The sequence below is a fragment of the Streptomyces sp. NBC_00466 genome (assembly GCF_041433995.1).
In the GTDB taxonomy this organism is placed as follows: Bacteria; Actinomycetota; Actinomycetes; order Streptomycetales; family Streptomycetaceae; genus Streptomyces.
The window spans coordinates 5107361-5121315 of record NZ_CP107896.1 but is presented as its reverse complement, the minus strand read 5'-3'; the positions used below and the strand labels follow the sequence as shown (position 1 = coordinate 5121315).

General features: G+C 68.9%; 14 protein-coding genes. 6 read left to right on the top strand and 8 right to left on the bottom strand.

All coding sequences use genetic code 11. The features are described from left to right. Window positions 1–77 precede the first annotated feature (77 nt). The 3 genes from OG210_RS23045 to OG210_RS23035 all read right to left on the bottom strand — a co-directional run bounded on the left by OG210_RS23045 (window position 78) and on the right by OG210_RS23035 (window position 1892). A complete protein-coding gene (locus OG210_RS23045) occupies window positions 78–653 on the bottom strand; it encodes a TerD family protein (RefSeq protein ID WP_327297894.1) in 576 nt (191 codons plus the stop codon). A gap of 126 nt (window positions 654–779) precedes the next feature. After that, complete coding sequence (locus OG210_RS23040; RefSeq protein WP_371538525.1) at window positions 780–1238, bottom strand: peroxiredoxin; 459 nt, start codon at window positions 1236–1238, stop codon at window positions 780–782. Between the two features lie 213 nt (window positions 1239–1451). Continuing rightward, window positions 1452–1892, bottom strand: coding sequence for a DUF3052 domain-containing protein (locus tag OG210_RS23035; protein WP_164260513.1), 441 nt, complete (start codon window positions 1890–1892; stop codon window positions 1452–1454). 438 nt (window positions 1893–2330) lie between these two features. Between OG210_RS23035 and aceE the strand changes: the two genes are divergently transcribed. After that, window positions 2331–5078 (top strand): pyruvate dehydrogenase (acetyl-transferring), homodimeric type, encoded by a 2748-nt coding sequence (gene aceE / locus OG210_RS23030; RefSeq protein WP_328326139.1) that lies wholly within the window; start codon window positions 2331–2333, stop codon window positions 5076–5078. Between the two features lie 87 nt (window positions 5079–5165). On the opposite strand, the gene OG210_RS23025 is transcribed toward aceE, so the two are convergent. Both OG210_RS23025 and OG210_RS23020 read right to left on the bottom strand, forming a co-directional pair. Beyond that, window positions 5166–5546, bottom strand: a complete 381-nt coding sequence (locus tag OG210_RS23025) for a peptidase inhibitor family I36 protein (protein ID WP_371540451.1) — start codon at window positions 5544–5546, stop codon at window positions 5166–5168. A gap of 254 nt (window positions 5547–5800) precedes the next feature. Next, window positions 5801–7399, bottom strand: coding sequence for an MFS transporter (locus OG210_RS23020; protein ID WP_328326143.1), 1599 nt, complete (start codon window positions 7397–7399; stop codon window positions 5801–5803). Window positions 7400–7599: 200 nt separating this feature from the next. Here OG210_RS23020 and OG210_RS23015 point away from each other — a divergent pair, with 200 nt between their 5' ends. From OG210_RS23015 to OG210_RS23005, 3 genes are all read left to right on the top strand, one after another. Further along, the gene (locus tag OG210_RS23015) at window positions 7600–8274 is read left to right on the top strand and encodes a TetR family transcriptional regulator (RefSeq protein WP_328335402.1); all 675 of its coding nucleotides are present in this window, start codon (window positions 7600–7602) and stop codon (window positions 8272–8274) included. 85 nt (window positions 8275–8359) lie between these two features. Continuing rightward, on the top strand, window positions 8360–9547 hold the full coding sequence (locus OG210_RS23010; RefSeq protein ID WP_328326145.1) for an alpha/beta hydrolase: 1188 nt from the start codon (window positions 8360–8362) through the stop codon (window positions 9545–9547). A 99-nt stretch (window positions 9548–9646) separates the two neighbouring features. Next, a complete protein-coding gene (locus tag OG210_RS23005; protein ID WP_328326147.1) occupies window positions 9647–10498 on the top strand; it encodes a DUF4429 domain-containing protein in 852 nt (283 codons plus the stop codon). 67 nt (window positions 10499–10565) lie between these two features. On the opposite strand, the gene OG210_RS23000 is transcribed toward OG210_RS23005, so the two are convergent. Continuing rightward, window positions 10566–11585: an aldo/keto reductase gene (locus OG210_RS23000; RefSeq protein ID WP_371538521.1), complete on the bottom strand. Its 1020-nt coding sequence runs from the start codon at window positions 11583–11585 to the stop codon at window positions 10566–10568. Between the two features lie 5 nt (window positions 11586–11590). Beyond that, window positions 11591–12058: a MerR family transcriptional regulator gene (locus tag OG210_RS22995; RefSeq protein ID WP_328326151.1), complete on the bottom strand. Its 468-nt coding sequence runs from the start codon at window positions 12056–12058 to the stop codon at window positions 11591–11593. Window positions 12059–12172: 114 nt separating this feature from the next. Between OG210_RS22995 and OG210_RS22990 the strand changes: the two genes are divergently transcribed. Together OG210_RS22990 and OG210_RS22985 are read left to right on the top strand one after the other, a co-directional pair. Continuing rightward, window positions 12173–12640, top strand: a complete 468-nt coding sequence (locus tag OG210_RS22990) for a GNAT family N-acetyltransferase (RefSeq protein WP_328326153.1) — start codon at window positions 12173–12175, stop codon at window positions 12638–12640. A gap of 15 nt (window positions 12641–12655) precedes the next feature. After that, complete coding sequence (locus OG210_RS22985; protein ID WP_328326155.1) at window positions 12656–13477, top strand: serine hydrolase domain-containing protein; 822 nt, start codon at window positions 12656–12658, stop codon at window positions 13475–13477. A 4-nt stretch (window positions 13478–13481) separates the two neighbouring features. On the opposite strand, the gene OG210_RS22980 is transcribed toward OG210_RS22985, so the two are convergent. Continuing rightward, window positions 13482–13916 carry an ATP-binding protein gene (locus tag OG210_RS22980; protein ID WP_328326157.1) on the bottom strand — a complete coding sequence of 145 codons (435 nt, stop codon included), beginning with the start codon at window positions 13914–13916 and terminating at the stop codon, window positions 13482–13484. Window positions 13917–13955: the final 39 nt, after the last annotated feature.

The window sequence follows — 13955 nt, the reverse complement described above, 5'->3', positions numbered from 1 at the left end:
AACGGTTGACTAGCACGTCCGGCGCCGCACTGAGGTGCGGCGCCGGACGGAGTGAATCCTGCTCAGAGACGCCGGACTCAGACGTTGACGCCGAAGTCCTGCGCGATACCGCGCAGCCCGGAGGCGTACCCCTGGCCGATGGCGCGGAACTTCCACTCCGCGCCGTTGCGGTAGAGCTCGCCGAAGACCATGGCGGTCTCCGTCGACGCGTCCTCACTGAGGTCGTACCGCGCCAGCTCGGAGTTGTCCGCCTCGTTCACCACGCGGATGTACGCGTTGCGGACCTGGCCGAAGCTCTGCTGGCGGCTCTCGGCCTCGTAGATCGAGACCGGAAAGACGATCTTCGCGACGTCGGCGGGCACGCCGGCGAGGTTCACCTTGATGACCTCGTCGTCGCCCTCGCCCTCACCGGTGAGGTTGTCACCGGTGTGCTCGACCGAGCCGTCGGGGCTCTTCAGGTTGTTGAAGAAGACGAAGTTCGAGTCGTTGGCGACCTTGCCCTCTTCGTTCGTCAGCAGAGCGCTGGCGTCGAGGTCGAAGTCACCACCTGTGGTGGTGCGTGCATCCCATCCGAGACCGACGACGACCGCGGTCAGATTGGGTGCGGCCTTGGTCAGCGAGACGTTGCCGCCCTTGCTGAGGCTGACTCCCACGAGTCCTCCCAATTGGTTTCGAGGGGCCGAGGAGGGCCCTTGCCCCCGTGTTTTTACGTGGCACCGGATCAACGAACCGATCCTAGTGACCGGTTCCCGGACACGGCAGGCACTTCACCGGCCGGGTCAGAGGGTGTCGAGCGCCTTGGCGTACTCGTTCAGGTCACGAGCGTCCGGCAGGCCGTTGACGACGGTCCAGCGGACGACGCCCTCCTTGTCGATGATGAAGGTCCCGCGTACCGCGCACCCCTTCTCCTCGTCGAAGACGCCGTACGCCCGCGAGGCCTCGCCGTGCGGCCAGAAGTCCGAGAGCAGCGGGTATTCGAGGCCCTCCTGCTCGGCGAAGACACGCAGCGTGTGGATGGAGTCGTTCGAGACGGCAAGCAGCTGCACGTCGTCGTTGACGAACTTCGGCAGCTCGTCGCGGAGGGCGCAGAGCTCGCCGGTGCACACGCCGGTGAAAGCGAAGGGGTAGAAGAGCAGCACCACGTTCTTCTCGCCGCGGAAGTCCGAGAGGCGGACGGTCCGGCCGTGGTTGTCCTTGAGCTCGAATTCCGGGGCCTCGGTGCCGACCTCGATCGCCATGAAAACGCTTCCCTTCGGTGGGGCCATTCGAATGATGCCCACCCTAGGGCCTCCCCACCGGCCGCACCGGGGGCACAGCCCTTCGCCGGAACCGCCGGGACAGCCGGAACCGCCTGAACACCCGGGACAGCCGGACCAGCCGGACCAGCCGGAAAAGGGGGAAGCCCCCGCCGGCAGGACGGCCGGCGGGGGCTTCTCGGGGCTTGTGGCGACTCAGCGCTTGCCGGACCTTGCCACCTTCGGTGTGACCAGACGGCTCCCCGTCCAGTCCTTGCCGGCATTGATGCTCTTGGTCTGGGCCAGACCGGCTGTCTGAGATGCCTCGTTGATATCGCTCGGCTCGACGTAACCGTCACGGCCGGTCTTGGGGGTCAGCAGCCAGACCGCGCCGCCGTCGTCGACCAGACCGATGGCATCCACCAGTGCGTCCGTAAGGTCGCCGTCCTCGTCGCGGAACCACAACACGACAGCGTCAGCCACGTCGTCGTAGTCCTCGTCGACGAGTTCCTGGCCGATGACGCTCTCAATACCCTCACGGAGTTCCTGCTCGACGTCGTCGTCGTAGCCGATCTCCTGGACCACTTGTCCGGGCTCGAACCCAAGGCGTGCTGCCTGATTGGTCCGCTCCTCCGCGTGGTCCGCGGTCGCGCTCACGGTTTGCCTCCTGATCGTTTTTGGAAATGCACCAGCCACGCGCGTGCGCGGGGCGTTGGCCGTAGTCCACACGGGCGGGACCGATCGCGCAAGTACCCAGCGGTCGAGACAGCCGAAACGGTGACGTTTCCTGGCACCTCATCCCAACCTCAGGCAGGTCCTGACGCTCTCTGGTGATCCATCCCACACTGTTCATCCGTATTTGCGGGGTTCCGCGGCATCGGATACGTCAATTGTGCCCCGGATCCCTTTGGGAATGTCTGAGCGGGTCGGGCGTAAGGTTGCGATTTCGCCGGACCCAGCAGCGGCCTCCGGACGGGATGTCTCACCGAGTGACGGTCGGTTACCCCTCGGTAGAGATGACGTCAGCGTCCTGGCGGTACACGATGGTGGCGGCGTACGCCCCGATACCGCACCACCGAACAGCGAAGGAACAGCGTGGTTTCCGGATCCGATCGCAACCCGATCATCATTGGCGGCCTTCCGAGCCAGGTCCCGGACTTCGATCCTGAAGAGACCCAGGAATGGCTCGACTCCCTCGATGCCGCCGTCGACGAGCGCGGCCGTGAGCGTGCGCGATATCTGATGCTCCGCCTCATCGAGCGCGCGCGAGAGAAGCGCGTGGCCGTGCCCGAGATGCGCAGCACGGACTACGTGAACACGATCGCCACCAAGGACGAGCCGTTCTTCCCGGGCAACGAGGAGATCGAGCGCAAGGTCCTGAACGCCACCCGCTGGAACGCGGCCGTGATGGTCTCGCGCGCGCAGCGCCCCGGCATCGGGGTCGGCGGCCACATCGCCACCTTCGCCTCTTCCGCCTCGCTGTACGACGTCGGCTTCAACCACTTCTTCCGCGGCAAGGACGACGGCCTCGGCGGCGACCAGGTCTTCTTCCAGGGGCACGCGTCCCCCGGTATCTACGCCCGCGCCTTCCTGCTCGACCGGCTCTCCGAGCAGCAGCTCGACGGGTTCCGCCAGGAGAAGTCGAAGGCTCCCTACGGGCTGTCCAGCTATCCGCACCCGCGGCTGATGCCGGACTTCTGGGAGTTCCCGACCGTCTCGATGGGCCTCGGCCCGCTCGGCGCGATCTACCAGGCGCGGATGAACCGCTATATGGAGGCGCGCGGGATCGCGGACACCTCCAAGTCGCATGTCTGGGCCTACCTCGGCGACGGCGAGATGGACGAGCCCGAGTCGCTCGGCCAGCTCTCCATCGCTGCCCGTGAGGGCCTGGACAACCTGACCTTCGTCGTCAACTGCAACCTCCAGCGCCTCGACGGCCCGGTACGCGGCAACGGCAAGATCATCCAGGAGCTGGAGTCGCAGTTCCGCGGCGCCGGCTGGAACGTCATCAAGCTGGTCTGGGACCGGAGCTGGGACCCGCTGCTGGCCCAGGACCGCGACGGCACCCTGGTCAACAAGATGAACACCACGCCGGACGGCCAGTTCCAGACGTACGCCACCGAGAGCGGCGCCTACATCCGTGAGCACTTCTTCGGCACCGACCAGCGGCTGCGCAAGATGGTCGAGGACATGTCCGACGAGCAGATCCTGCACCTCGGGCGCGGCGGGCACGACCACCGGAAGGTCTTCGCGGCCTACACGGCGGCCAAGGAGCACAAGGGCCAGCCGACGGTGATCCTCGCCCAGACGATCAAGGGCTGGACGCTGGGTCCGAACTTCGAGGGCCGCAACGCGACCCACCAGATGAAGAAGCTGACCGCGGACGACCTCAAGCGCTTCCGGGACCGGCTGCACCTGCCGATCGCGGACAAGGAGCTGGAGGACGGCAACCCGCCATACTACCACCCCGGCCGGGACTCCGAAGAGATCCAGTACATGCACGACCACCGCAAGTCCTGCGGCGGTTACGTACCGACCAGGGTGGTGCGCGCCAAGCCGCTGCCGCTGCCGTCCGACAAGACGTACGCCACCGCGAAGAAGGGCTCGGGCCAGCAGTCGATCGCCACCACCATGGCGTTCGTCCGTGTCCTGAAGGACCTCATGCGGGACAAGGAGATCGGCAAGCGCTTCGTGCTGATCGCCCCCGACGAGTACCGCACCTTCGGTATGGACGCGTTCTTCCCGAGCGCGAAGATCTACAACCCGCTCGGCCAGCAGTACGAGTCGGTGGACCGCGAACTGCTGCTCGCCTACAAGGAGTCGCCGACCGGGCAGATGCTGCACGACGGCATCTCGGAGGCCGGCTGCACGGCGTCGCTGATCGCGGCCGGTTCGGCGTACGCCACGCACGGCGAGCCGCTGATCCCGGTCTACGTCTTCTACTCGATGTTCGGGTTCCAGCGCACCGGCGACCAGTTCTGGCAGATGGGCGACCAGCTGGCGCGCGGCTTCGTCCTCGGCGCGACCGCCGGGCGGACCACGCTGACGGGTGAGGGTCTCCAGCACGCGGACGGCCACTCGCAGCTGCTCGCCTCGACCAACCCGGCCTGTGTCGCCTACGACCCGGCGTTCGGTTTCGAGATCGCGTACATCGTCCAGGACGGTCTGCGCCGGATGTACGGCGAGACGGCGGACGGCAGGGCGGGCGAGGACGTCTTCTACTACCTCACCGTCTACAACGAGCCGATCCAGCATCCGGCGGAGCCCGACGATGTCGACGTCGAGGGCATCCTTCAGGGCATCCACCGCTTCAAGCAGGGCGAGCGGGGGCAGATCCCGGCACAGATCATGGCGTCGGGCGTGGCGGTCCCGTGGGCGGTCGAGGCCCAGCAGATCCTCGCCGACGAGTGGGACGTGAAGGCCGACGTCTGGTCCGCGACCTCCTGGAACGAGCTGCGCCGCGAGGCCGTGGAGGTGGAGCGGCACAACTTGCTCCACCCCGAGGAGGAACAGCGCGTCCCGTACGTGACGCGGAAGCTCGCGGACTCCGAAGGCCCGTTCGTGGCCGTGTCGGACTGGATGCGCTCGGTGCCGGACCAGATCGCACGCTGGGTGCCGGGGCCTTACCAGTCGCTGGGCGCGGACGGCTTCGGCTTCGCGGACACCCGGGGCGCGGCGCGCCGCTTCTTCCACATCGACGCGCAGTCGATCGTCGTCTCGGTCCTCACCGAGCTGGCCAAGCAGGGCAAGGTGGACCGCTCGGCCCTGAAGCAGGCCATCGACCGCTACCAGCTCCTGGACGTGTCGTCGGCCGATCCGGGCGCGGCGGGCGGCGACGCGTAGGCGCCACTGAGCACGTATGAGGGCGGCGGGACCACGGCGGTCCCGCCGCCCTTGCGTGTGTCCGTGGGGTGCGCGTTCGGTGGGGGCTCAGTTCTCCCGGATCTTGAACGCCCGTACCTGGTACGGGGAGTGCGGCAGCCAGGTGCCGCCTCCCGGGTACGTCTCGAACTCGCCGGTCTCCGCGCACTCGGCGGACTGGTACGTGGTGACCGGGCGCCCGGTGCGGTTGGCGACGGACTGGGCGGTGGAGCCCGCGGGAAGCGGCGTACAGCTGTCGATGCCGCTGCCGGAGAGGTCGTAGGTGCGGCGTACGCCCTTGAAGGCGCCCTTCTCCCAGAGGCAGAGCTCGCCGGTCGCGCACTCCCCCATCCGGGGCTGCGAGGCGGCCGGCGCGGTGTGCGGGGCAGCTGTCTGGGGCGCGGCGAACACGGTGGCCGTGACGATCCCGGCCGTGACGGTCGTACGCAGCAGCGCCTTGCGGATGCGGGCCGCGGGCGCGGTGTGCGTGGTCGCCGTGCGCTGCGGCAGTGAAGTGGCCCTGGTGTGTGCGGTGTTCATGGTGGTGGTCCCCCGTGTGACGTGTCGTACGGATCTCTGGACCGCAGCCTGACCCGTGATCACGTACCGCCGGAAGAGCACACCGCCCGCACCACCCTGATAGGCGACAGCCCCGCCGGAGAGGTCCGGCGGGGCTGTCGTGGCGTGGAGTTGACGCCGGATCGTCAGATGTGGGCACCGCCCGCAGCGGCCTCCGGGTTGTCACCGCGCTTGGTGAGCAGGGCCACGAAGACGGCCACGACCGCGACGCCGGTGGCGACCAGGCAGGCCAGGCCCATGCCGGACATGAAAGTGTCGTGCGCGACGCCGGTGATCTTCGCGGCGAGTCCGGCCGGCGCGTTCGGCGGCACCGGGGCCATGCCGACCTGGACGGCCTGCGATGCCTGGTCCAGCTGACCGGGCCCGAACGGAGGAAGTTTGGCATCCGCCCACTTGACCGGCAGGGTGCTGTCGACCTTGGAGGCCATGACCGCGCCGAGCACCGCCGTACCGAGGCTGCCGCCGATCTGCATGGCGGCCTGCTGGAGACCGCCGGCGACGCCGGAGAGCTCCATCGGGGCGTTGCCGACGATGACCTCGGTGGCACCGACCATGACCGGGGCGAGCCCCAGGCCGAGCAGCGCGAACCAGATCGACATCGTGACGCTGCCGGTGTCGGTTCCCAGCGTGGACATGCCGTACATCGCGACCGCCGTGCAGACCATGCCGCCGGCCAGCGGGATACGCGGGCCGAGCTTGGTGATCACCGCGCCCGCGAGCGGGGAGGCGACGATCATCATGCCGGTGAGCGGCAGCAGGTGGAGGCCGGCGTCGACCGGGCTCATGCCGTGCACGTTCTGGAGGTAGAAGGTGACGAAGAAGAGCCCGCCCATGAAGGCGATGGCCATGAGCACCATCAGCACCACGCCCGCGGAGAGCGGCACCGAGCGGAAGAGCGCCATCGGGATGAGCGGCTCCCTGACCTTCGTCTCCCAGAACGCGAAGGCCGCGAAACAGACCAGCGAGACGGCCAGGAAGATCCAGACCTTGCCGTCGCCCCAGCCCCACGCCGGGGCCTTGATGAGCGCCCAGACCAGGCAGAACATGGCCGCCGACAGCAGCAGGATGCCCAGGATGTCGAAGGACTTCGGGGCGTTCTCGGCCCGGTGGTCCTTGAGGATCACCACACCCACGACGAGCGCGATCACACCGACCGGCACGTTGATGAAGAAGACCGACTGCCAGCTGACGTGCTGGACGAGCAGGCCGCCGATGATCGGGCCGCCCGCGGTGGAGGCGCCGATGACCATGCCCCAGATACCGATGGCCATATTGAGCTTCTCGGCGGGGAAGGTGGCGCGCAGCAGGCCGAGCGCGGCGGGCATCAGCAGCGCGCCGAACAGCCCCTGGAGGACCCGGAAGGTCACGACCAGGCTGACGCTGTTGGAGAAGCCGATGGCGCCGGACGACGCGGCGAAGCCGACCACGCCGATGAGGAAGGTCTGGCGGTGGCCGAAGCGGTCACCGAGCTTGCCCGCGGTGATCAGCGCCACCGCGAGGGCGAGGAAGTAGCCATTGGTGATCCACTGGATCTGGGCGAAGGTGGCCCCGAGATCCTTCTGGATGGCCGGGTTGGCGATCGCGACGATCGTGCCGTCGAGCGCGACCATCATCACGCCGATGGCCACGGAGAAGAGCGTCAGCCAAGGGTGGCCGCGGAGCCCCTTGACCGGCGGTGCCGCAATGTCCTGCGGCGCCGGGTCGACAGTGGTCTGACTAGTCATACGAGTCAGATTAGTGTCAGCCACTGACAGTTGACAAACCAATTCACAAGTCGGTAGCTGTCACGTAGCTCACAGGTATCCTGAGACGACAAAGCACCTCAAAACGGAAGCAGTTCGGGCCCGGACCGGATCCGCACCGCACTCCGCACACCACCCCCCGCACATCACCCCCCACGCCGAAAGAGGACCAGACCGTGACGATGGAGCAGACCGGGCCGTCGACGCCGGACGCGCCGACCGGACTGCGGGAGCGCAAGAAACAGCGCACCCGCGAGGCCCTGCTGCGCATCGCACTCGAACTCTTCACGACGAAGGGGTACGAGCAGACGACCGTCGACGAGATCGCCGACGCCGTCGAGGTCTCCCAGCGCACCTTCTTCCGGTACTTCGCCAGCAAGGAGGAGGCCGCCTTCGCGGTACACGATCTGGTGGAGTCGCAGTTCTTCACCGCGCTGGAGGCCCGCCCGCCGGAGGAGACCCCGTTCGAGGCGATGCGCAACGCGGTGCTCGCCTCCTGGGACAGCATCAGCCTGACGATCGAGGACCTGGTCCCCGTCGACCTGTACATGCGGACCTGTCAGGTCATCGAGTCCTCCCCGGCCCTGCTCGCGATCCATCTGCGCCGCTCGGCCGAGCTGGAGGACCGGATGGCCCAGCTGATCGCCGCACGCGAGGGGCTCGACGTGGACACCGATCCGCGGCCGCGCGTGGCCGTCGCGGCGTTCGACGGCGTGATGCGGGCCACCGGCCGGATCTGGGGCAAGGGCCAGGACCTGAGCATCGCCTCCATGCGGGCGATCGCCCTGACTCATCTCGACCTGATCGGGCCGGCACTGGCAGGGAACTGGCGTACGACAGGCGCACACGGAATGTAGTCATTCGGATACATTCCCGCTATGAAACGTGATGTCCCTCACGGACTTCGCAAGCACGCTCCCCCGTCTCCTAGGGTGGCGGGCAGTGACTTCCTTCGACTCCTCCCCCACCCTCACCGTCTGGCGCACTCTGCTCGCGCTCGCGGTGGTGTTCGTCATGCTGGCCACGACCGGCTGGACCGCCGTGCACCACCAGAGAACCGCCGGACCCCGCCAAGCCGCGCTGGCCGCCTGGGGCAGAGGCTCCATCGCGGGTCACCATCTCCCCTCGCCCAACGCGTCGCCGCACCGGCTGGCGCGTTTCTTCGCTGAGCTCACCGCGGCCGAGCGTGACCGGCTCGTCGACGACTATCCGCTGGTGGTCGGCAATCTCAACGGCGCCCCGGTGACCCTGCGTTATCAGGCCAACCGGCGCGCGCTGGAACAGGCCGCAGGGCAGGAACGCGAACGGCTGACCGACCCCACGCTGAACAAGCTCGGCCACCAGGACGCGCGCCAGACCTACGACCGGTACAACGCGCTGGCGCAGCCCGGCCGGCAGATCCTCGCCTTCGACCCGACCGGCACCGGCCGGGTCGCCCAGGTGATGGGCGATCTGCAGCAGGCCCGGCACATCTCCATCGTGGTACCCGGAGTCGACACCAACCTGCTGACCTTCCAGAAGAGTCAGCAGGCCTACTACACCGCGCCGGTCGGCATGGCGACGTCGCTGTACAGCGCCGAGCACTCCGCGGCCCCCGGGTCGCGCACCGCCGTCATCGCCTGGGCCGACTACACCTCGCCCGTCGGTATCGGCGTGGACGCGGCGATCGGCAGACTCGCCGCCGAGGGTTCGCTCCGGCTCCACGCGCTCGTCGACGCGCTGCCGGGCAAGGCGCCCGTCGCGCTGTTCTGCCACAGCTACGGCTCGGTGCTCTGCGGCGTCGCCGCCCGCGACCTCCCGTCACGGGTCAGCGACATCGCGGTCGCGGGAAGCCCGGGGATGCGGGTCGAGAACGCCGCCCAGCTGGACACGGGCGCCCGGGTGTGGGCGATGCGGGACAGCAGCGACTGGATCCAGGACGTCCCGCATCTGGACGTCGGCGGCCTCGGCCACGGCGCCGACCCGGTCTCGCCGCAGTTCGGCGCCCGCGTCGTGTCGGCGGGCGCGGCACAGGGCCACACCGGCTATTTCACGCCTGGTACGGAGAGCCTGCACAACTTCGCGGCGGTCGGCACCGGCGAGTTCGATTCGGTGACATGTGCGAACGGTGGGGACGCCTGCCGCAGCTGATCTTGCGGTGACTCAGGAGGTTCACGCGCGTAGATGCCCGTGCATCAGGTCCGCCGCAGAGGGGCGACGCGCGGGCGCACGCCGCCTACGATGTGGCACATGGGTGATGTGCTGGCCGGAATTCAAGCCACCTGGGAGTTCGCGACCGACTCCGTGCTCATCCGCTTCGAACGGGGGATTCGCACGCCGAAGCTCTTCCAGGCGCTGCGTCAGCGGCGTATCCCTCACGAAGCGCTGGGGTCGGTGTCGGTGACCGAGGGGAGACGGGGGACGGTGGTGCTGCGCGCGGCGCCGCGCGCGGGCGCCGACCCGCTGATGGAGGCCGCCTCGGGGCAGCTGAAGGAGGGGTGCGATCCGTACCGGCTGGTGCTTCCGGCCGCGCAGCGGACGCTCGCGGAGTACTACGCGGACGAGCTGACGTCGCGGCTGGTGCCCGAGGCGGCCGATCCGGCCGAGCGGTTCCTGGTGGCGGCGCCCGAGGCGCCGCTCCACTTCAAGGCGTACGACGGCAAGGCGTCCTTCGACGGGTCGCGGGTCTCGTTCCGGTGGTCGTGGACGGGTGCGTCGTCGGCCAAGTGGAAGTGCGGCGACCAGAACTTCCCGGTGGCCGAACTGACCGGTGTGGACTGGCGCTCCCCCGAGGCGTACGACGGCTATCTGCGGGTGCTGCGGCAGGGCGAGCCGGATGCGGCGCAGGCGGACCAGGACCCCACGGCGGTCGTCTTCGGGCTCGGTTACGGACCGGTGCACGAGTCGCTGCCCTTCGCCGCCGCGGTCCTGGGGGCGGCCCGCCACTCCAGGCCGGTGCCGGTGCCCGCCATCGCCACCGGCCGGCGCGACCCGGCGGACATCGCCGAGCGGATACGGCATCTGGGCGAACTGCACTCGTCCGGACTGGTCACGGACGACGAGTTCAGCGCGAAGAAGGCCGAACTGCTGGCGGAGCTGTAGCGGCAGCCGTACAGACGGAGGGGGCCCGCACCGCGCGGGCCCCCTCCGGCATGACTTCCCCCGGTGGCTACTCGCGGGCAGCGGACGTCGATGACATGTCCGGGTAGCGGTCGCCCTTGACCTCGCCCGCGATCGGTTCCAGGAGCGCCAGTTCATCACTGGTCAGCCGCAGCCGCGTGGCGCCGGTGTTCTCCAGCAGGCGGGTGCGCTTGCGGGTGCCGGGGATCGGCACGACCGCCGAGAGACCGTGCACCTCGGCCCGCTGCTGCACCCAGGCGAGGGCCACCTGCGCGGCCGTCGCTCCGTGCGCCGCCGCGATCTTGTGCACCGGTTCGAGGAGCGCCGCGTTCGCCTTGGCGTTGTCGCCGGTGAAGCGGGGCTGGGACTGCCGGAAGTCGCCGCCTCCGAGCTCCTTGGACGCGTCCGCGAAGGAGCCGGTGAGGAAGCCCCGGCCGAGCGGCGAGTACGGCACGATGCCCACCCCGAGTTCGGCGGCCGCGCCGATCAGGCTCAGCTCCACGTCACGGCTGAACAGCGACCACTCGGACTGCACGGCGGTGATCGGGTGCACGGCGTGCGCCTCGCGCAGTTCCGCACCGGTCACCTCGCTCAGCCCCAGGTACTTGACCTTGCCCGCGGCCACCAGCTCGCCCATCGCGCCGACCGACTCGGCCAGCGGGACATCGGGGTTGCGGCGGTGCATGTAGTAGAGGTCGATGACATCGACGTTCAGCCGGCGCAGGCTCGCCTCGACGGCCTGCCTGATGTACGGGGCGTCGTTGCGCACCCCCCGGTAGTGCGGGTCGTCGGCGCGCCGCTCGATGGAGAACTTGGTGGCCAGCGTGATCTCGTCGCGGTGCGCGGCGACGAACGGCGCCAGGAAGGTCTCGTTGGCGCCCTGCCCGTAGATGTCGGCCGTGTCGATCAGCGTGACACCGGCCTCGACGGTGGCCTCCAGGGTGTCCCTGGCCGCCCCCTCGTCGGTGTCCCCGTAGAACTCGCTGATGCCCATGGCACCGAAGCCCTGCACGCCGACCTCGGGGCCGTCCTGGCCCAGCCGCACCCTGTCGATCTTCTCGATGCTCATCAGGTTCAGAACCTCTCCGACGCCCGTCGGGCGTCCGCGTAAAAGCCGATCTTGAAATCGAGTACGGAGAGCGTGTCGTCGAGTTCCGCGATACGCAGCCGTACATCTCTGCGGGTCTCCTCCAGGAGCTCCTGCCGTTCCTCGAAGGTGTCCTCGCCCTCGCGTACGAGTTCGGCGTAGCGAACCATCTTTGCCACCGGCATCCCGGTCAGCCGCAGCTTGCCGACGAAGTTGAGCCAATCCAGATCGCGATTGGTGAAGCGACGCTGGCCGGTGTTCGACCGGTCGACCTGCGACATCAGCCCGATCCGCTCGTACCAGCGCAAGGTGTACGCGCTGAGACCGGTGAACGTGACGACCTCGCTGATCGTGTACTGGTCCTGTCCGTCGGGGCGCCTGCCCGCCGTGGGCGGCGCCGCACAGACGGCCACACGGGACGACGCGGGCACAGCCTCGGTCTCGGTCACAGTCATGCGGTCCCAGCTCCTTCATCCTCGCGACAGCACCAACGCTAGATCCTTGGAGTGCACTCCAGGCAAGCGAAATCGAGCGGAACTTCACAGACGGCTCCCGTAGCCTCCCGGACCATGAGCACCGCCCGCCGCGCCACCCCCGATGACGCCGTCGAACTCGTACGCCTGCGCAAGCTGATGCAGGACTCCATGTCCGGGACACCGCACCCGGACATCAGCTGGCAGTCCACTGCCGTCGAGACGCTCCGCGCAAAGCTGAAGGACCCGACGGCCGATCTCACCGCGTTCGTCGTGGACCGGCCGGACGGCGGGCTCGCCGCCTGCGTGGTCGGCACGGTCGAGTACCGGCTCGGCGGCCCCGGCAACCCGCACGGCACGAGCGGTTACGTCTTCAGCGTCGCGACCGATCCGGACATGCGCCGCCGAGGGTACTCACGCGCTTGTATGGAGGCGCTGCTCGGCTGGTTCCGGGAGCGCGGTGTGACAAAGGTCGACCTGCGCGCCTCGGCCGACGGCGAGCCGCTCTACACCTCGCTCGGGTTCGTCAGGACCCCCGATCCGGCGATGCGCCTGACGCTGTAGTTAGGCTCGTCCCTCATGAAGAGCCTGGCGATGACCGAGAACTGGCCGGTACCCGCGGTGGCCGCCGCTGTCGTACGAGCGGACGGCAGCGTCGCCGGTACGGTCGGCCCGACCGAGCGGCGCTTCCCGCTCGCCTCGGTCACCAAGCCGCTCGCCGCGTACGCCGCGCTCATGGCGTACGAGGAGGGCGCGGTCGAGCTGGACGAGCCCGCGGGTCCTCCCGGGTCCACGGTCCGGCATCTGCTCGCCCACACCAGCGGTCTGGCCTTCGACGAGAACCGGGTGATGGCGGCCCCCGGTGAGCGCCGCATCTACTCCAACGCGGGGTTCGAGGCGCTGGGCGACCACATCGCCGCGGCCACCGGTATCCCCTTCGCCGAGTACCTCCGCGAGGGGGTGCTCGAACCGCTCGGGATGACGGCCACCTCCCTTGAGGGCTCCCCCGCGAAGGACGGCGTGTCCAGCGCCGACGACCTGGTCAGGTTCGCCGCCGAGCTCCAGGCGCCCCGGCTGCTCGACCCGCGCACCGTCGCCGAAGCCACCTCGGTGGTCCACCCGGGGCTCAAGGGCGTGCTGCCGGGCTACGGTGTGCAGAACCCGAACGACTGGGGCCTCGGCTTCGAGATCAGGGACGCCAAGTCACCGCACTGGACGGGCAGTTCGTCGTCACCGCGGACGTTCGGCCACTTCGGCCAGTCCGGTACGTTCCTCTGGGTCGACCCGGAGGCGGGGGCCGCCTGTGTAGCACTGACCGACCGGGACTTCGGACCGTGGGCGATCGAGGCGTGGCCGCCGTTCACGGATGCGGTTCTGGCGGAGCTCAACTCCGGGCGGTGACACATCACGCCTCGGCCACCTTCGCGGTCAGGCACTCGAACCACACCGTCTTGCCACACCCGTCGCTGCGCGGCTCCACGCCCCAGCTGTCGGTGAGTGCCTCGACCAGGACCAGCCCCCGCCCGCCCTCGTCGAGTTCGTCACCGACGGCCGCGCTGGGCAGTTGAGGGCACCCGTCCGCGACCTCGACCCGCACACCTCGGCCGGGGAGCCAGAGAATGCACGTCTGGCAGAGACGGCCGGGGACGTTCCGTACGACATCCGCGATCAGCTCGGTGAGCGCCAGCTCGGCCACGTCGGCCACTTCGAGAAGGCCCCAGCCGGTGAGATACATGCGCAGGATGCGGCGCAGATGCCGCGCCGAGTGCTCGCTCACCGCGAAGGCGGCACGGTAGGTCGCCTCAGCGGTGCCCGCCGGGGAACCAGTTACGTCATTCATGCCACCAGCGTGCAACGCGGCGATTACGCTCGGCTACGT